Source organism: Streptomyces sp. NPDC048462, assembly GCF_043200175.1.
In the GTDB taxonomy this organism is placed as follows: Bacteria; Actinomycetota; Actinomycetes; order Streptomycetales; family Streptomycetaceae; genus Streptomyces.
In genome coordinates this window covers 167,933-185,791 of sequence record NZ_JBICXG010000003.1, presented here as the reverse complement: position 1 = coordinate 185,791, position 17,859 = coordinate 167,933, and the positions used below count along the sequence as shown (strand labels likewise).

16 protein-coding genes, 1 pseudogene and 1 riboswitch are annotated in these 17,859 nt (G+C 68.0%); of the genes and pseudogenes, 8 read left to right on the top strand and 9 right to left on the bottom strand.

The window, feature by feature from the left end; translation table 11 throughout:
- Positions 1–5: 5 nt before the first annotated feature.
- The 5 genes from ACGFU6_RS06945 to ACGFU6_RS06925 all read right to left on the bottom strand — a co-directional run bounded on the left by ACGFU6_RS06945 (position 6) and on the right by ACGFU6_RS06925 (position 4,939).
- Complete coding sequence (locus ACGFU6_RS06945; RefSeq protein WP_393608620.1) at positions 6–956, bottom strand: thymidylate synthase; 951 nt, start codon at positions 954–956, stop codon at positions 6–8.
- Complete coding sequence (locus tag ACGFU6_RS06940) at positions 953–2,806, bottom strand: hypothetical protein (protein ID WP_393608618.1); 1,854 nt, start codon at positions 2,804–2,806, stop codon at positions 953–955. Before ACGFU6_RS06940 ends, ACGFU6_RS06945 begins: the two co-directional genes overlap by 4 nt.
- Positions 2,803–3,522: an HAD family hydrolase gene (locus tag ACGFU6_RS06935; protein ID WP_393608617.1), complete on the bottom strand. Its 720-nt coding sequence runs from the start codon at positions 3,520–3,522 to the stop codon at positions 2,803–2,805. Before ACGFU6_RS06935 ends, ACGFU6_RS06940 begins: the two co-directional genes overlap by 4 nt.
- 56 nt (positions 3,523–3,578) lie before the next feature.
- Entirely contained in the window at positions 3,579–4,184 is a 606-nt protein-coding gene (locus tag ACGFU6_RS06930; RefSeq protein WP_393608615.1) for a class I SAM-dependent methyltransferase, read from the bottom strand.
- Between the two features lie 383 nt (positions 4,185–4,567).
- Positions 4,568–4,939: a hypothetical protein gene (locus tag ACGFU6_RS06925; protein WP_393608613.1), complete on the bottom strand. Its 372-nt coding sequence runs from the start codon at positions 4,937–4,939 to the stop codon at positions 4,568–4,570.
- A gap of 418 nt (positions 4,940–5,357) precedes the next feature.
- Here ACGFU6_RS06925 and ACGFU6_RS06920 point away from each other — a divergent pair, with 418 nt between their 5' ends.
- The 3 genes from ACGFU6_RS06920 (at position 5,358) to ACGFU6_RS06910 (ending at position 7,863) form a co-directional block, all read left to right on the top strand.
- Positions 5,358–6,743, top strand: a complete 1,386-nt coding sequence (locus ACGFU6_RS06920; protein ID WP_393608611.1) for a Tat pathway signal protein — start codon at positions 5,358–5,360, stop codon at positions 6,741–6,743.
- 72 nt (positions 6,744–6,815) lie between these two features.
- Positions 6,816–7,343 carry an SAM-dependent methyltransferase gene (locus ACGFU6_RS06915; protein ID WP_393608609.1) on the top strand — a complete coding sequence of 176 codons (528 nt, stop codon included), beginning with the start codon at positions 6,816–6,818 and terminating at the stop codon, positions 7,341–7,343.
- A gap of 388 nt (positions 7,344–7,731) precedes the next feature.
- On the top strand, positions 7,732–7,863 hold the full coding sequence (locus ACGFU6_RS06910; RefSeq protein ID WP_393608608.1) for a hypothetical protein: 132 nt from the start codon (positions 7,732–7,734) through the stop codon (positions 7,861–7,863).
- A gap of 89 nt (positions 7,864–7,952) precedes the next feature.
- Here the strand turns inward: ACGFU6_RS06910 and ACGFU6_RS06905 are convergent.
- Positions 7,953–9,809: pseudogene (locus ACGFU6_RS06905) on the bottom strand (SpoIIE family protein phosphatase).
- 1,551 nt (positions 9,810–11,360) lie between these two features.
- On the opposite strand from ACGFU6_RS06905, the gene ACGFU6_RS06900 reads away from it, so the two are divergent.
- Positions 11,361–12,356, top strand: coding sequence for a hypothetical protein (locus ACGFU6_RS06900; protein WP_393608606.1), 996 nt, complete (start codon positions 11,361–11,363; stop codon positions 12,354–12,356).
- Between the two features lie 285 nt (positions 12,357–12,641).
- Here the strand turns inward: ACGFU6_RS06900 and ACGFU6_RS06895 are convergent, their stop codons facing one another.
- On the bottom strand, positions 12,642–13,607 hold the full coding sequence (locus ACGFU6_RS06895; RefSeq protein ID WP_393608605.1) for a pirin family protein: 966 nt from the start codon (positions 13,605–13,607) through the stop codon (positions 12,642–12,644).
- 142 nt (positions 13,608–13,749) lie between these two features.
- On the opposite strand from ACGFU6_RS06895, the gene ACGFU6_RS06890 reads away from it, so the two are divergent.
- Both ACGFU6_RS06890 and ACGFU6_RS06885 read left to right on the top strand, forming a co-directional pair.
- The gene (locus tag ACGFU6_RS06890; RefSeq protein WP_393608604.1) at positions 13,750–14,106 is read left to right on the top strand and encodes a tetratricopeptide repeat protein; all 357 of its coding nucleotides are present in this window, start codon (positions 13,750–13,752) and stop codon (positions 14,104–14,106) included.
- 112 nt (positions 14,107–14,218) lie between these two features.
- Positions 14,219–14,725, top strand: a complete 507-nt coding sequence (locus tag ACGFU6_RS06885; protein ID WP_393608602.1) for a GNAT family N-acetyltransferase — start codon at positions 14,219–14,221, stop codon at positions 14,723–14,725.
- A 92-nt stretch (positions 14,726–14,817) separates the two neighbouring features.
- Here the strand turns inward: ACGFU6_RS06885 and ACGFU6_RS06880 are convergent, their stop codons facing one another.
- Positions 14,818–15,591, bottom strand: a complete 774-nt coding sequence (locus ACGFU6_RS06880) for a CbtA family protein (RefSeq protein ID WP_393608601.1) — start codon at positions 15,589–15,591, stop codon at positions 14,818–14,820.
- 29 nt (positions 15,592–15,620) lie between these two features.
- A complete protein-coding gene (locus ACGFU6_RS06875; protein WP_123530122.1) occupies positions 15,621–15,836 on the bottom strand; it encodes a CbtB-domain containing protein in 216 nt (71 codons plus the stop codon).
- Positions 15,837–15,881: 45 nt separating this feature from the next.
- Positions 15,882–15,976: riboswitch (adenosylcobalamin (AdoCbl) riboswitch) on the bottom strand.
- Positions 15,977–16,099: 123 nt separating this feature from the next.
- Between ACGFU6_RS06875 and ACGFU6_RS06870 the strand changes: the two genes are divergently transcribed.
- Positions 16,100–16,684 (top strand): histidine phosphatase family protein, encoded by a 585-nt coding sequence (locus ACGFU6_RS06870; protein WP_393608600.1) that lies wholly within the window; start codon positions 16,100–16,102, stop codon positions 16,682–16,684.
- A 195-nt stretch (positions 16,685–16,879) separates the two neighbouring features.
- Positions 16,880–17,782: a family 16 glycosylhydrolase gene (locus ACGFU6_RS06865; protein WP_393608599.1), complete on the top strand. Its 903-nt coding sequence runs from the start codon at positions 16,880–16,882 to the stop codon at positions 17,780–17,782.
- Positions 17,783–17,859: the final 77 nt, after the last annotated feature.

The window sequence follows — 17,859 nt, the reverse complement described above, 5'->3', positions numbered from 1 at the left end:
GGCCGTCACCTCGCCCCGACTGTCGCGGCGAGCTTGGACGAGCGACGTTCCAGCTCGCCGTACCACGCAGTGAGGGCCTGGCCGAGGGGGCCGTCGATCCCGACGGCCGCCCGCCACGCCTGGGTGCGCTGTCCGTCCTTCCACAGCCGGTAGCTGCGCAGCGTCTCGGACATCACGTCCCAGCCGGGGTGGCCGGTCACGTCGCGGGCCTCGACCTGGTCGAGCAGGCCGTCGAAGCCCTTCCACGGCGTTCTCAGTTCGGGCATGACCGGGCTCGCCGCCAGTGAGGTCAACTGCTCGGCCTGCTCTACGTGGTGGTCGTAAATGTGCAGCGAGCCAACGTGCAGGTGAAACTCGCCCAACTCCGCGTCGAGCCACCCGGCAACCAGCTCGTGCAGCACGGTGTAGAAGAACACGTCGTACGGCATGCCGATCCACACGTCCTGGCCACGCATCATGGTCGCCATATGCAGGCAGCCGGCGCGCAGATGGAAGCGAAAGCCGAGGGTGCAGGGCACGTCCTTGTGCCCGGTGGCGTCCTGGGCCGGGTCGTAGAGCTGGATCAGGGCCCGCCGGGAGTCGGGGTCCTCCTTGAGGATCTCCACCACGCGGGCCAGCTGGTCCACCTTGCCGACCCAGTTCCGCATCCTGGGCCCGTACGCGCCGAGCAGGACGCCGTCATCGGCGTACTTCCGCAGCCGCGCGTTGTAGTCGAAGATCCAAGGGGCGTCGGAGCCGGACAGGTGCCAGACGGTCTCGGCGACCGCGAAGGCCGGATTCACGATCCGGGCCGGGGGCGCGTAGAGCAGACGGGCGCGCGGCTGGGTGAGCAGGAGGTGGACGTCGCGGACTTCCCGGGTGGCCATGCCCCGGGGGCTGACTTTCTCGCCGGACTTGGCCAGCATGATGGCGCCGGAGAACAGCTCGGCCATGCTGTCGGCGGTGAGGTGCGTCATCGGGCAGGGACTCCTTCACCCTGGGGCGGCACAGAGTCCGCGCCGTGGGCATCGTGGTGGACGTGATCGAAAGACGTGACGCGGGCTTCGGCGCGCTGGGTGATGAGGCGAGCGACCTGGGCCGCGCTGTTGCCGCGCCACCGGCACACCGCGTCCGTGGCCGTCTGCGGGACAGGCGGCTGTGTATCGCGCAGCGCGGAGAGCGCCTCGGCGACGTCGTGAGCGTTGCTGCACCGCGTCGCGAGGCCATGGCTGGCCAAATCCAGCGTGCGTTCGCCCGGCGCGCCGATTTCGAGGACAGAGAGGCCGAGGAGAGCGGCCTCGATCCCGCACGTCGAATACGCGCTCGCCAGCACGTCGGCACCGGTGAGGCAGCCGCGGGCACCGACCCGCGGATCGGCGACGGCCACACGGGGCCCTCCGTCACTCCGCAGCAGTCGGGCGAAGCCGTCGGTGCTCTGTGCCGGATGCGGGGCGATGACGAGCCCCCAGTCGCCATCCGCCTCACGCAGTCCGTCCAGGAGAAGGTCTGCCTGGGCCTTGAGCCGATCGGGGCCGAACGGCTGGCAGGCCCATACCGCGATACGGGCAGGAGCGCGGCGGCTGCCGGGAGCCAGCACCTTCTCCAGGTACCGCCGCTGCGCCTCACGGCCGAGGTCCGCGAGAGCATCGAAGCGGGGCTGCCCCAGCACGTGCACCTCGGCGGCGGGGTGGCGCATCCACGCTGTCGCCAGCGGGCGGTCCCGTTCCCCCATCACGACGATGTCGCGGCTGTGCAGTGCCGGCCAGGCGACCGACTCCGCCGTCCACGCCCCGTGCTGGACGTGGACCGTGTTCGCGCCGTGGCGGTTGGCCGTGTGCACGGCCAGGGCGCCCAGCGGGCTGGTGTCGTTGCTGAGGAGGACGGTATGTGGCCGGGTCGCGGCAAGGACACCGGCCAGCCACGTTTCCGCTTGGACGAGGGCCCGCCACGAGGGCTGTGTGCACCCGCCGCTGGATTCCAGGAGTACGGACAAGAGTCTTACAAGTCGCGCAAGTTGGACGGAGTGGTCTTTGATGCGGACGGTGTGGTGGTCCTCGGGCAGGTGGAGGTCCTCGGCGGTGCCGGAAAGGGAGAAGAGGCCGCTCGGCGACGTGCACAGGTCGATACCCGTGCTCGCCGGTGCCGGGCATCGCTCCGCCGGGTCGGTGGCGAGGTCGAGCATCAAACTCGTCCGCCCGCCGCGCTCCAGCTCGACGAGCACAGGCATCAAGGTGTCGGCGTGCCGGGAGGACCAGGAGAGCGCTACGACGTCTCTCTCCCGTAGACGCGAAGGGAGCGGACTCGGCTCCGTGTTCGCCGTGCTGGCCGGGGAGAGATTGCGTAACTGGGCGGAGCGGGAGGGGTTGTACGGTGCCGCTGCTCCGAGCAGGTAGGCGATGCCGGACCAGGTGACGGTGTAGGCGAGGTACTCCCTTGAGCTGCTCGAACGCAGACCGACGAGCCCTTCGTACGGAGCAAGGGCCACGGGCCCCGGAGCTGCCGAGAACGGCTCCCAGGCGCTCAGGGCCAGCAACTTGCGCAATACCTCGGCCACGAAGCGCCGAACGGGAACGTGCTGCACATGCAACCAGCTGGCCCCACCAGGCGTCGACACGAACGCAGCGCTGTAATTCTCCAGGGCGGCCATGACGGTCTCGACAAGATGACGCAGTTCTTTTCGGTCGAGGGGGGCGGCCTCCAGCTCAGCCGTCTTGATGCACTCGGTCTGCACGTGGCCGAGGGCACCGGTGCCGACGAGAGCCCATCGGGGCTGGCCACCGAGGTCAGAACGGACCAGGCCCAGGCCGCCGGCAGGACGGATGCTCACACCAGGCTCCCCTCGATGAAGGGTTCGGACGGCTCGACGGAGTGGAGGAGCTGCAGCAGTTCCTGCGGAGACGCGAGGATCTCCGGAGTGGGTGAGGCGGGCTGCCCGTACCCCCACCCCGCGTGGACGTACGCGACGCCGGCGCGAGCCGCCGACTCCTGGTCGACCGCCATGTCCCCCACGTACGTGGCTTCAGAGGGATCGACCCCCAGGTCGATCAGCGCCAGCAGGATCGGGTCCGGTGCCGGCTTCGCGCGGCCCAAGTTGCCCGGCGTGCGAACCGTCGCGAAGGGGCAACCGAGTTGAGCGAGAAGCGGTGCGGCGCGGTCCAAGGGCTTTGACGTCACGACTCCCAGCCGCCAGTCCGCGGCAGCGAAGGCATGGAGGACCTCCGCGATGCCGGCGAACTGCCGGGCGAGGTGGGAGGCGGACCGGGACGCCGTCTCGTACGTCTCATTGACGAGCTCGGCGTCCCCCACTCCGAGGCGGTGCATGATGTCGATGAACTCGCGCCCCAAGTGGTGCTCGTACGAGGCAAACGGCATGGCGAGTCCGTGAGTCGCCTGGACCTCACGCCACGCCCTTTCCATGACCGGCCGGGTGTCGAGCAGGACACCGTCGAGGTCGAGGAGTAGGGCACGTGGTGACGTACCGGAGGAGGTTCGCTTCGTCGGCGCAGAGACAGACGAAGGCGGAGGGATCGAGTGGGTCGTCACAGCGAGATCTCCTCGAGGAAGGGGATGCGGTAGCGGGCGAGTGCGACCATCCGGTGTCACAAAGGCCGGCTGCACTCGCCGGACAGGAAGAGAGCGGTGTGCCTGCCGAGCCAGCAGCGTTCCTGCTCGGCCCACCCGTTCTGGAGGGCCTGGACCTGTTCCTCTGTGAAGCCGCGCTGCCATGGCCTCTCGTCCGGCTCGGCTCCGCGCCCGGGACAGACGCGTACGAGGACGTACAACTGCCCGCCGGGCCGCAGCCACCGTCGTGCTCCGACCATGAAGCGCTGGTGATCGATGAACGGCAGGACGTTGCGGCAGACGATGAGATCGAGCGAGTCGGGCTGCAACTGGGGCGGGATCGCGTCCGCGTCAACGTCGTGGACGCCGTAACGCAATCGATCTCCGGTGCCTTGTCTCTGAGCGGTCTGGATCGCCGCCGACGAGAAGTCCAGGCCCAGCACGTCGTACCCCCAGTGGACAAGCTGCCTGCTGAAGCGGCCGATGCCACAACCGACGTCGAGCACGGACGACCCGGCGGACGGGGTGATGTGCTGGAGGAAACGTTCGGTCTCGGAGGCGGTCACAAGGCGGTCTACGGCGCGGCCCTCGCGGTACCAGGTATCCCACTGGGCGGAGCTGAGGTGGTCCACGGCCGTCGTCATGCCTCGTCCTGAGGGAATCCGGGCAGAGCTGGAAGACGCCACTCCCCCAGAGGCCGGGAGACATGCGAGGCGGCGGAAGCGGTAGAGATCGAAGCCGCCATCGCGCATCTCGCCGGCGGGACCGGCGTGAAGGTCCAGCCCGGCCTCGCCGGGCGGTCCCGGGGCAGCGTCCTGGATGGCGAGGAGGGCCTCGCCATGGTCACGGCGCGGTGGGACTCGCGGCGCCCCGTCGGTGTGCCCCTCGAACGTCATGCTGGTCCCCCTGGTCAGGTGTAGTGGTAGGTGATGGCGAGCACGGCGAACACGGCGGCGATGAGGAGGACCTGGGCGCTGACCTGTCTCCAGCCCCAGCCCTTCGCATCCATCCAGAGCAGCGGATGCCTTCAAGTCGGCGCGTCCGGCTTTTCAGGGATCACGAGGTGCACGAACGCCTGGTACCGCTCGCCCAACTCCTTGATTACGGCGCGGTACTCGTCGTCATCCGAGCTGATGTTGTGCCGGTCGAGAACGATCACGCCGTCCGCGAAGCCGCCTCGGATCAGACGCTCTACCTCGCCCCAGCCAGGACGCTTCCAAGGTGGCGTGTAGACGCCACGGCTGGTGCGCGAGCCGGGGAAGTACGTCGTGGTCACGGGGACGGCCACGTCGTGAAGGCGTGCTCCCATCGCGTATCCGCACTGCTCGGCCTCGACCTGGAGGGTGTTCCAGTCCTCGTCCGGGCTCGCGCCCCGACCCAGCACCAAGCTGTATGCCAACACGCGGAGTTGGCGATCACTGGCACAATGCTCATGCCTTGCGGTGGCCTCGCGGCGGAACTGCTGACGAAGCCGACGAAGCTGCCCGCTACGCGACGGACGCTCCAGCGTGGAGGGCCCTTGATGCCAGCTTCGGATCCGAGAGTTGTCGGCATCCATCAGGTCAGCGGGCGTCTGCATCTCCGTGGGCACATCACGGTGGGTCGTCGTAGATGACGATGAACGAGGCATGACGAAACTCCCATCTGGGTCCAGCCAAGTTGCGTGCGGAACGGGGTGAGTGGCGCAGACGAAGTACAAAGTGCGTGATCTGGCGACTACGTTGAGCCAACCGCGGATTCGCGGAGAGGGACATCCCTGAGCGGCTGTCAGGGCCGCCAAAGTCGCCAAAGATCTTTTAGGAACCGAGGGGCACGCCATGGCCCGTACACGTAACAGCGCTCTCGCTGCGGTACTCGCGGAAACCGGCTGGTCGCAGACGCAGGCAGCGGCGGCCTTTGTCCGGGTTGCGTCCGAGTGCGGGGCCCGAGACCTGGTGGGAGTCTCGCGCTCGCATGTCTCGATGTGGGTGTTGGGCACGCGCCCGAGCGGGCAGGCACCCCATATCCTCTGCGAGACGTTGTCCCGCAAGCTCGGCCGCCGTGTGACTTCGGGGGAGATCGGGCTCGCTGCCGTCCCCGGGCAGTCGGAAGGCGGTTCCGACTGGAGCGTCGACCCTTTGACCCTGTTAGCCGAACTGGGAAGCGACGACTTGGACATGCATCGACGCAAGATGCTGGCAGCGACCGTCTACTCCGTAGCTGGTCTTTCGCTTCCGCCGGCAGCTTGGTGGGAAGCCGCCCCTGCCGCCGCAAAGGGCCGGCAAGCTGCCTCCTTCCGACGGGTATTGGCGGAGGACATCGATGATCTGCGCGACCTCACCAGCTACTTCTCCGCCCGTGACCAGCAGCGTGGCGGCGGCAGAGGGCGTCGCGCGCTCGTGGGGTACTTGCGGGAGGAGGGTGTGCCTCTGCTGAGTAGACACTTCATCACCGAGAAGATGCGACGCGAGACATACTCTGCCGTCGCAGAAATGACGTACCTCGCAGGCTGGATGGCCTTCGATGCCTCCGAGCACCGTACCGCTCAGCGCTACCTCACCCTCGCGGCCCGAATCGCGGCCGAAGGGGACGACGGACCGCTCAGCGGCCATATCCTGCGAGCTCTCGCCCACCAAGCCGTGGACTTGGGCCACCCCCAGCGGGCTCTTGACCTGGCAAGCGCTTCCATGTCGAGCGAACGCTACGGCCAAGCCGGTCCAAGGGAACGGGCCCTACTCAGCATCGTGTATGCACGTGCCCTCGCGGCAGCTGGCGACCACACCGGCACCCTCAGCGCAATCCGCCGAGCCGAACGGGACCTGTCCCACGCCGACACCGACGAAGCTCCAAACCGCGTCGGATTCTTCCAGGAAGCATCGCTCGCCCACGAGACGGCTTGCGCCCTCCGCGACCTCGGCCAGACTCGTGACGCAGAGATTCACTTCCAGCGAAGCGTCGCAACCCGCCGCCGTCAGCTTTTTGCCCGCACCCACAGCGTGACCTTGGGATACCTCGGCGCGGTCCAGGTCAAGCAGGGACACCTGGACGAGGCCTGCTCCACCTGGAACCAAGCTCTCGACGCCATGGCCGGAATCCACTCCGGCAGGGCACGCGACGTAATCGTTCGCATGCAGAGCGACCTCTCACCCGTCCGGAAGCGCGGTGGCCGGCACGTTGCGGAACTGGACCGCCGCGCACGCGAAATCCTGCGCACCATAGGGTGATCGCATAACTCGGCAGTTGGACCGCGGTCGGCTCGCATTACCAGTTGTAGCGCGAAGGGAGAGCGAAGAACGGTGACTACATACGAGGTCAGCTCGATCGCGACCATCGTAGGGGGCCACGAGCGCGTCCTGGACGATCACCAGGGTGGCGTGCAGTCCATCATCCGCGTCCACAGCACGTATCCGCTCGAAACGCTTCAGGGAATCGAGGAGTTCTCGCACCTGACGGTGACCTGGCGCTTCCATCTGGCATATCCCGAAGATGTGCAACTGCATGCTCGGAGCCCGCGAGGAAACCCGCGGTGGCCGGCGACAGGGACGTTCGTCCACCGCAATCACCGCAGGCCGAATCAGCTCGCGGTCAGCTACCCGCGTCTGCTCGACGTGGATGGCCGGGACCTCCTCGTCACCGACCTCGATGCCGTAAACGGCACTCCCGTGCTTGACCTGGCACCCTACTTTCAGCAGATGGGGCCCCAGGGCCCTGTTCGTCAACCCGCTTGGCCCGGAGAAATGCTCGATCCGTGCTATTGGGCGGACGCGAGCGATCGGCCCACACCTGACGGAGCACCGCAAACACCTGGGCTTGATTCGCTTTGACGGGCAGTCGAGATCTGGGGTTCAGCCCCGGGAGGACGCCCATCGTCGAGAGCATGGGGGAAGAAGAAGCCTTCGGTCCGGGACTGGGTAAAGCAGGCCAAAGTCGACGCGGGCGAGCGCAACGGGCTGACCAGCAGTGAGCTCGCAGGTCTGGCCGCGTTGCGGCGGGAGAACCGCAGGCTGCGTGACGCAGTTGCTGCTGGACAGCCACCGCGCCCTCGCCGACAGGTACCCGACTTCTCCCACGTGATGTACGGGGCCATCCTGCGCGGCGCGCGTCCGCTGAAGGCGAAGAGATCCTCCACCAGATCCTCATAAGCTGCGGCCAGGGTGGGTGAAGGCAAGGGCATAGGCCCGCTGGGGCTGGCTGGTTGCACGGTCGCCCGCGATGGAGACAGCACGAAGAATAGCGGCGGCCACGGTGAAGTCGAAGACGTCGGTTCGTACGGCGCGACGCAACGGGCACGAGTCGATCGGACTTGGGGCGACGATCGGCGCGCTGGGTACCGAGCGGGCCTGAGAGCTCCCGGCCGCCGGGGCGACGCTGGAACCTCGGTGCCTGGCCATCGTTCCCGAGCTGGCCCCGGCACGTCCGTAAGGGAGAGCTGCTTATTCTGGTGTCAGACTCATCTCGAACCACACGAGCTTGCCAGCTGAGAGCCTGGTTGCCCCCCACCGTCTGGACAGCCGGTTGACCAGGAAGAGCCCGCGCCCGCCTTCGTCGGTTTCCAGAGCGCGCCGCTGCTGGGGCAGATGCGGTGAGTCGTCGCCGACCTCGCAGCGCAGGATGTCGGTCCGCAGCAGCCGCAGGGTTACCGGCCGCTCCGCATACCGCACGGCGTTAGTCACAACCTCGCTGACCAGGAGCTCCACCACGTCCGCGATGTTGTCGAGCCCCCATCGACTGAGCGCCCTGCGGGCCCGCTTGCGGGCCCGCCTGGGTGCCTGGTCGTTTGGCTCCAGGAGTTAATAGGCGACGTCACTTGGCGCAATCCCGTCGAAGCGGGCGGCGAGCAGCGCGATGTCATCATCCCGGTCGCCGGGCGCCAGCACGGCCAGCACGTCGTCACAGATAGCCTCCAGCGGCGGTGACTGGTCCGGACTGGCTAGCTGGGTTGCGGCGGCCGCGAGCCGCTCTCGAAGCATCTCGATGCCCGTCCAGACATCCCGTGCCCGGGACTCCACCAAGCCGTCCGTGTACAGCAGGAGCGTGGCCCCTGCCGGTGCGTCCAGCTCGACTGCCTCGAAGCCGACCCCGCCGACGCCGATCGGGGCACCTGGCGGCACCTTCAGTACCTCGGCCCGACCGTCGATGTGGAGCAGGATGGGCGGCGGGTGGCCGGCGTTGGCGATAGTGACGCGGTGCGCGACCGGGTCGTACACCACGTACAGGCACGTCGCCATGCGGTCGCTGCCGAGACGCTGTGCCTGCTCGTCCAGGTGATGCAGCACCTCCTGTGGCGGCAGGTCGAGCCCGGCCAGCGTTTGGGCGGTGGTACGGATCTGGCCCATGATCGCCGCGGAGGTCATCGAGTGGCCCATGACGTCGCCCACGACCAGGGCGACCCGGCTGCCGGGCAGCGGAATCGCGTCGTACCAGTCGCCGCCGACCCGGGCCGTCTGAGCGGCGGGGAGGTAGCGGGAGGCGAGCCGGACCCCGGTGGGCTGGGGAAGTGAGTCGGGCAGCATGATGCGCTGGAGCTCGTCGGCGAAGTACGCCTCACGGCCGTACAGCACGGCCTTGTCGACACCGAGTGCGGTCTGGGTAGCGAGCTGAGCGGCGGCCAGTAGATCGTCCAACTCGAAGGCGGGCCGCCTGGCTCCGCGCAGGAAAACAGCGGCACCGATCACCCGCCGTCGCCCGCGCAGCGGCGCCAGAATCGTATGGCGTCCAGTGGGTTCGGTTCGATCGGGGCCTATCAGCTCGAGAAAGGCAGCTTGGGCAACAGCGGAATGCCCGAACACCGGCCGTACGCCACGCAGCACCTCAGCCAGTGAGCTGTTCGGGCGGACCTCGCTCACTTCGAGCACGGGCCAATCGATGGTTTCAGCTTCGCCAGCCAATCCTTCCCGCTGTTCCAAGCGACGCAGCTGCAACACGAGCGGGAAGGCTGGCCGTTCGTTGCCGACCGGGATCTGGTCACAGAGGTAGACGAGTACGGCGTCGGAGAACGCTGGCACGCTCGCTCTGCACAGGCCCAGCACGATCTCGTCCAGGTCGATGCCACGGGAGATGCGTCGGGTCGCGGCGCCAACGAACCGGAATCGATCTGAATTTCTTCGCACGACTAGCTCGGCTCCCGGCCCATCAACCCTGGTGGGGCGGTTGTTCAGGGTTGTTCGGGACAATCCTTCTTCACTGGGTGCCCACCTGTCGACCTCGAGAGTTTCAGGAATCAGGACTTCCGGCCCGAGTCCTTGCTGTGGGTCCGCAAGAGAGCTACGCCACCCCAGCTCGTCAGCAATTTCGTCGACGGTGTCATGCTCACGGTCGAGTAGAAAACGGGCGGTTTGGAGCGCTTCGTCTACCTGGTCAAGGGTGCTGTCCTCGTCGGAAGGGCCGGTGAACTGCTGGGGGAGTTCGATTTTGGAGGCCGACTCGGGTGAGAAGCCTGGATTGCCTGCGGTCCGGAGTTCCTGAATCTCGGCTTCCAGTACGAGAATCCGGCGCGCCGCCATATCTGCGACAGCCTGAGCCCGTACCCGTTCGGTTTCTGCTCGGGCGAGGTGAAGCTGCAGGTCTTCGCGCTGTGCTGTGGCGCGTCCCAGGCGGTGCTGCAGGGTTCCGGTGTCCGCGATGCCTGGGCTGCTCGGGGCTGCGGTCATTGCATCCAGACGCCGCGTGAGACCGGAAATTTGTGCCTGCGCCTGCCCGAGAAGGTTGAAGAGGACTGTGGCAACCTGCAGGGACTGGTTACGGGCTCGCTCGCTGGTTTCATACGCCTTGCGTACTCGATTGAGCTCTTCCAGTGCGTTGAGGGCTCGTTCCTGCGCCTGGAAGACTTCTCGTACGGATACCGCAGGTTCGCCGTCGGGGGCTATCACAGTGGGCCGAGCCTGAGCTGCCTCCCACAGAGTTCGAGCGGGTTCCATGCGACGGGTTGTCACCGTTTGCGGTTCGTGGTGAAAACACGAGTCCGCAACCGCCTCAACCAGGTCCCATGTCAGGCCGTCGCCAGCGAGCCGTTCACGCAACTTCCTCAGTGGGGGAACCACTCCGTCGTGGAAGTGATCCGCGACAAGCTGAGCGTGTAACTCCGGAACACGCATTTCCGCTTCGTCCAGCCACGACCTGACGATACCCACAAGATCATTGATCTCGGTGCAGGGCCCCCTGGCCGCCGCCCATGGACGGCCCGGCCGCTTCACAGCAGTCACCCTTTGTGTCCCTTCAGGGGATGTTGCGAACAACCCGACGTTGTCAGCAGAACAACATCCAACCCACGCATGGGGGCCCGTCGCAGGTGGATCATCAAATTGCCCGCCGGCAGGCGCATACCGCCAGTCGACGTCCGGCTGCGGGCGTAGCTTCCAGCCCCACCGGACTTCCGCACATCACCGAAGGAACGGAGTGCCTCGTGCACAGCAGCCACGACACCAACCCAACGACGAACCCCTCAGGGCGAGCTCACCATGCAAGGGCGTGGCTTCTGCGCCGACGTCCTGCCCTGCTGTCTAGCGCTCTCCGCGGTGCCGCCTATGCCACCGGGGCCGGCCTCGTAGGTCTCGGCTTCTGGTGGCTCCAGCAACAGTTGTAAACCGCACCAACTAGCAGAGCAGGCGATGCGCCGGGCCAGCTCGGCGTGCGGTGCCGCCAGCCCGACGGCCGCAGGGTGCGTCGAACGACGACGGCACCGTGACGGGTGTTCGACGACACCAGCCACCGGGAGCTTGGTGCGCAGCCCGCTTCGAATTGTCGGGGCGCGAACAAGTACAGGCAGTGATGGTGTGCTCGCACTGCCGGGCACTTCGAATGGGCGCGGATAGTCTCCTGGCATCCGGTGAAAGGGGCGGGGCATGCTCACACTCGGCGCGCAGGCGGCCAAGCGTCTGGCGTTCATCAAGTTGCTCTACCAGCAGGGCGTTGAGCAGGGGAGACTACCAATGCCGATGGCAGCGACGAGCCTGCTCTCGCTGCACGATTCAGTTGAGATGTTTCTTGTTCTCACAGGCGACAGCCTCCATGCTCCGTTGGACGCCAGGGTCGATTTTCTGGAGTACTGGCGGAAGCTGAGGATGGGGGGTGCGGGGGTCCAACTGAGTGCAGTTGCTGGCATGCGTCGGCTGCATGACCACCGAAACGGCCTGAAGCATGTGGGAAACACGCCCGTTCCCGATGTTGTGGCGCAGGCCGTCAGCGACACCACCGGGTTCTTCGAAGACAATGTTCCCAGGGTCTTCGGTATCGACTTTTTCACTCTCGACATGTCGGATGTGATTTCTCAGCCGCACATCAGAGACCTCGCGAAACAGGCTGTTAGCCGCTTCGCCGCCGGGAGCCATATGGAGGGCATGGGCGACCTCGCGTTGGCGTTCCGGGACCTCTTTGACGACCAGGTGCAGGGCAGCGGGTGGCTACCTGCCGCCTCCCTTGGACGGCCTATGCGAGAAAACCCGTCCTGGGGTAACGAGATCGCCCACACCCTGGCTGCACTGCACAACCCCGGCACCCAAAACGGTCCGACACCCCGCGAGGAGAAGATCGGCCGCATGATCAGCGACACCGCACACGCGGTAGCTGGCATGCAGAAAGTCCTTCATCTGATGGCGCTGGGCATCGGATACGAGGAGTACCTGCGCTTCGATCAACTGACACCAGACGTGCACGGCAGTCGGAGCCACCCCCGGCTGACCGTCCCGACGGGATACGCGCCGACGGAGGAAGAGTTTGACTTCTGCCACCAGTTCATTGTGACGGTCTCAGTGCGCCTGGAGAGCGCGCGGTCACACCGCCGGTCCCCGTCCTGGGCATCTGGGGCTACGGACGCAGACGAGACCTTCGCCCATGAATGATGCCGTCGGTTCGTCGGCCAGACCGTTCACCCGAGAGACACCCCGGGTCCCCCGGTCGCCTCAACCAGCAGCCTACCTACCTGACGACCAGTCAGGAAAGTCAGCATTGAGTCAGCATTCGTCCTGGCACACAAGGTCAGACGCGGGCACAGACGGGAACGTCGGTCCAGCGGAAGACCTTCCCCCGATGCACCCTCAGCCGCTTCCAGACCTCCCCCGCCAGCAGCACGACGCGGGCATGATCGGGGACGCCCCGAAACCCAAGAACCCGGAAGAACCCGCAGCTCAGCGCACCCGTCCACGCGGTTTCAGGGGCACAGCGGGCAGTGCGGGAGCCGGGAGTGGCGCACCGTCATAGCCACGTACGGTGCCGAACCGATCGCCGTTCATCCAGTCCTCACGCGCATGCGTGATATCGTCCTGGGTTCTGGCCACGAAGTTCCACCACATGACGATCTCCTCCTCGAAGGGCTCACCGCCCACGAGCATCAGACCGGCGTCGGACTCCGCGCGCAGCGGGAGTTCGGTGCGGCCGCAGCCGAGGTAGAGCATCGAACCCGGCAGGACGGGTACGCCGTCGACCTCCGCCTCACCGGACATCGACAGCACCGCGTACTCGAAGTCGGGGTCGAGCGGGAGACGGGCCTCGGCGCCCCGGCGCAGCGCCAGGTCGGCGCCGACGATCGGGGTGTACGCGGTGCCGGGCGAGAGCGCACCGTCGAGTTCGCCGAGGATCACCGTCGCGGTGAGGCCCGGGGCCGTGACCGTCGGCAGGTCCGTGTGGTGCTGGAAGTGCGGCTCGACATCGCGGTGGGCGCCCGGGAGCGCGACCCAGAGCTGCGCGCCGTGCAGCAGCGCGGCGTGCGGCCTGGGGCTCTCCTCGGAGTGGCTGATCGCCCGGCCCGAGGTCATCAGGCCGAGTTCGTACGGGCGGATGGTGGCCAGGCTGCCGAGGCTGTCGCGGTGCAGGACCTCGCCCTCGTGCAGCCAGCTGACCGTCTGCAGGCCCATGTGGGGGTGGGGCGGCACCTGCATCCCGGGCTCGTCGGTGATGTCGTCGGGGCCGTAGTGGTCGACGAAGGCCCAGGCACCGACCATGCGGCGGCCGAGGTTGGGCAGCAGTCTGCGCACCTCGGTGGACTCCCCGAGCTTCACGCGACGCGGGGTGAGGAGTTCACGTACCGGTTCGGCCACGACGAAGCCGCGCCCTCCGCAGGCGGAGGGAACTGCCTGGCGATCCAGATTGCTCATGGCGCTCAACCTATTCCCGTACGGGCCCGGCCGGACGGCACCCACGCCGAATATTTAGTGGAATGTTAAACCATCTGGGAGTGTTGTGACCATCGACGCATCCGGGACGGGCCCGGCGGCGAGCCTCGACCGGGGAGGACGAATGAGCGACACCTACTACGAGTTCGGTACCGCAGCCGAGCGGTGGGAGCGCGCGCAGTTCTTCTTCGAATCGAAGGAGTACCTGGTCGCGGCCCGGATCCTGGGCGGGCTGGTCGAGGAGGTGCCGGAGCAGGTCGCCCCGCGCCTGCTGCTGGCGAGGGCCTACTACCACTCGGCGCGGCTCGGCCGGGCCGAGACGGAGCTGCGGGCGGTGCTGGAGCTCGATCCCGTCGAGCACTACGCCCGGCTGATGCTCGGCCGCACGCTGGAGCGCCAGGGGCGGCAGACCGAGGCGTCGACGCACCTGCGGGTGGCGGCCGCGCTGTCCGGGGACTTCACCCCGGCAGGCGGCGCGTAGCCGCAGGTCGACCGAGGGCGCCGGCGGTCGGCGAAGCATGCGGTAAGGGCGGGCGGTCACCAGGAGATATCCGGGTGCGGCCCGCCCGGACCGCGTGATAGTCCACTGCGTCATGACCGTTATCGATACCCCGCGCCTCCTGCTCCGCGCGATGAGCGCATCCGACGTCGAGCACGTGGTGGAGGGCCGGCCACCGGAAGGCGTCCGGTGGGCGGCCGGATACCCGTCCCCGGGCGAGCGGGCGGCGGCCGCGCGCGTCGTGCGCACCATCGCCGAGACCGGGGATCCGACTCCGTTCGGCTCGTACGAGATACGGCTCGGTGCGGACGGGCCGGTGATCGGCGGGCTGGGGTTCCACGGAGTTCCCGACGAGGCCGGACACGTCACGATCGGCTACGGGCTCGTGCCCTCGGTCCGCGGCATGGGGTACGCCTCCGAGGCGCTCCGCGCGCTGCTGCGGTTCGCCCGCGACCGGGGCGTCGCCTGCGTGCACGGGGACACCGACCTCGACAACATCGCCTCCCAGCGCGTCATGACGGCCGCGGGGATGCGCCTGGTGCGTGAGGACTCCCTGCTGAAGCACTACCGCGTGGACTGGGACGGTCCCGCGGAGCGGTGACGCGCACCGGCCCGTGGCGCGGCGGAACCCGCGAGAAGAACTCACCTCGCGGGTTCCGGCGCCGCACGGGCCCGACGGCACGTCCGGGCGGGTCAGCGCGCCGCGGCCGCGGCGCGTTCCGCCGTTCCGCTTCCGGCCCGGGCAGGCTGTGCCCTCGGCACCAGCAGCCGTTCGGTGAGGTAGCCGAAGAGCAGCCCGAAGGTGGTCCACAGCGTGACCTGGACCGCGAGCGTGGCCAGCCTGAACTGCCACAGCAGGGTGGCCGGGAAGTCCTTTCCGACCTCGTTGAACGAGGGCAGGAAGACGTACGCGAGACCGATGAGCAGCACGTATCCGGCCGCTGCGGCGATCGTCGCGTTCCAGGCGCCCAGGCGGGGTGCCAGCCGCTTGCCGAGGATGACGGCGGCGACGGCCAGCAGCACGCTGAGGGCGACCATCAGGAAGAACAGTGCCGTGCGTCTGCCGATCGTGTCGGGGTTGCCGACGGCCGGCGGGTTCGCCGGGTACTTCAGGAACGGCACGACGTACACGGCCAGCAGGGCCGCGCCCGCGATCAGCGCCGCGGTGGCGCGCGGGCCGAAGCGGCCCGTCCGGCCGAGTGCGTAGCAGAAGACGAGTGCGGCGATGCCGCCGATGGCCACCCCGAAGACGAGTACGCCGGTGGCGAGTCCCGCGGTGGACTGCATGGTGCGGCTGACGAGTTCCTCGCCGCCGCCGTGGTCGTGGCTGTGCGCCTCCTCGAGGGCGATGGCGGCGTCCACCCGGGACTCGCCGAGGAAGTAGGCGACGGCCAGCGCGAGCGCGCCCGCGACGAGGCCGGCCAGCATGCCGCGGACCAGCAGAGCTCTGACAGATATGGAGTTCATGAGGGATTCCCCTGGATCAGCCCGGTGGGTCAGTGGCAGGGGAAACCGAGCAGGTGACGGCCGTCGTGGACCCACTCGTGCACGCCCGCGCCCGAGATGACGGAGGTGGCGCCCTGCTCGGCGCCGACGAAGTACAGCAGGATCAGCATGAGGATGCCGAAGAAGACCGCCCAAGGGGCGATGGCCTTCAGCGAGATGGGAGTGATGGCGGGTGCGCCGGTGGCGGGGGCAGCAGTCTGTGCCATGGCAGAACCTCCTGTGGGAACACGCGTCCCGATCGTGGTGCCTGAGACGAAGGTGCTGGGTCTGACTTCCCCGCACAGGTGCGGGTTCACAGTGGCGCGACCGTGCCGGATTCTCACCGGACTTCCGTCACACCCTCGTCGTGTCGTCGCGACCATACCGCCTGGGCGTGGGCGCCGCCATGGTGCGGTCCGGGCATCCGGGAAGCCCGGATGCCATGGTGTGGTTGGCCAAGTGGCCACCGTTCAGGGAGTTGAGAGCAGTAATGACGGTACGGGTGATGTTGATCTCACCGGCGATGAACGCGGCGCTGCGCGAGGCCCGGTTCGCCGGTGACGCGCCGCTGGACGACGCCGGGCTCCGGCAGGCGCGGGACGCCGCGCCCGCCGTGCCCTCGGCGGCCAGGCACGTGCGCGGCCCGTCCATGCGCTGCACCGCGACCGCGGACGCGCTGGGACTCCGCTCCGATCCCGAACCCGCCCTGCGGGACTGGGAGATGGGCCGCTGGACCGGCGCCCGGCTGACCGAGGTGAGCACGGACGAGCCGGACGGGGTGGCCGCCTGGCTGACCGATCCTGCCGCCGCGCCGCACGGGGGTGAGTCCCTGCTGGAACTGTGCGCGCGGGTGGGCTCGTGGCTCGACTCCCCGCACAGGAGCGACGACGGGCAGGTGCTGGCGGTGGCCGAGCCCGCCGTGATCCGCGCTGCGGCTGTCCACGCGCTGGACCTCCCGCCGCAGGCCTTCTGGCGGCTGGACGTGGCACCGCTGACGGTCACGGAGCTCAGCGGCAGGTCGGGGCGGTGGAACCTGCGCTGCGGCCGGCCGCTCCCGGCGGCACCGGAGAGCTGACGAACGCGGCGACGGGGCGGTAGGCCGGTGCGTGCAAGAACTGTGGTCTGCCAAGAGCCTTGACACGCTCTTGGTTCACTTCTTAAATCACGAAGTGAACTAAGGCCGCAACTCCCCCACGTGGCCGCCATGCCCCCACTTGTCATATGCATGGTGAGTCACATTCCCTCCGTCCCGTACGGAAAGGAAATCCACATGAGCTCCCCCCACCTGACCAGGCGCCTCCTGGTCTCCGCACTCTCGGTACTCGCCCTCGTCTCCGCCACCTCCGGCCTCGCCTCCGGCGCCCCCATGCCGTCTCCGGCCTCGAAGGGATCCGTCACCACGCAGGCGTCCGCCGCCGCCGCGACGTTCACCGACGACTTCGACGGAGCCGCAGGTTCCGCCGTTGACGGCGGCAAGTGGCAGATCGAGACCGGTGACAACGTCGACAACCACGAGCGGCAGTACTACACCGCCGGGAACAGCAACGCGGCGCTGGACGGCCAGGGTCATCTGGTCATCACCGCGCGCAAGGAGAACCCGAACAACTACCAGTGCTGGTACGGCACCTGCGAGTACACCTCGGCGCGGCTGAACACCTCGGGCAAGTTCACCCAGACCTACGGCCACGTCGAGGCCCGGATGAAGATCCCGCGCGGCCAGGGCATGTGGCCCGCCTTCTGGATGCTCGGCGACGACATCGGACAGGTCGGCTGGCCCAACTCCGGCGAGATCGACATCATGGAGAACGTCGGCTTCGAACCCAGCACCGTCCACGGCACCCTGCACGGCCCCGGCTACTCCGGCTCCGCCGGCATCGGCGCCGGCTACAGCCTCCCCGGCGGCCAGGCCTTCGCCGACGACTTCCACACCTTCGCCATCGACTGGGCCCCCGATTCCGTCACCTGGTCCGTCGACGGCAACGTCTACCAGCACCGCACCCCCGCCGACACCGGCGGCAACACCTGGGCCTTCAACAAGCCCTTCTTCCTCATCCTCAACCTCGCCGTCGGCGGCTACTGGCCCGGCGACCCCGACGGCAACACCACCTTCCCCCAGCAACTCGTCGTCGACCACGTCCGCGTCACCACCAGCGACACCCAGCCCCCGGCCTGAGCGAAGAGGTCCCGCCGGGCGGTCGCCCGGCGGGACCGCGTGCGCCGCCTGCGGCGCGGCCGTGAGCCCTGGCGCGG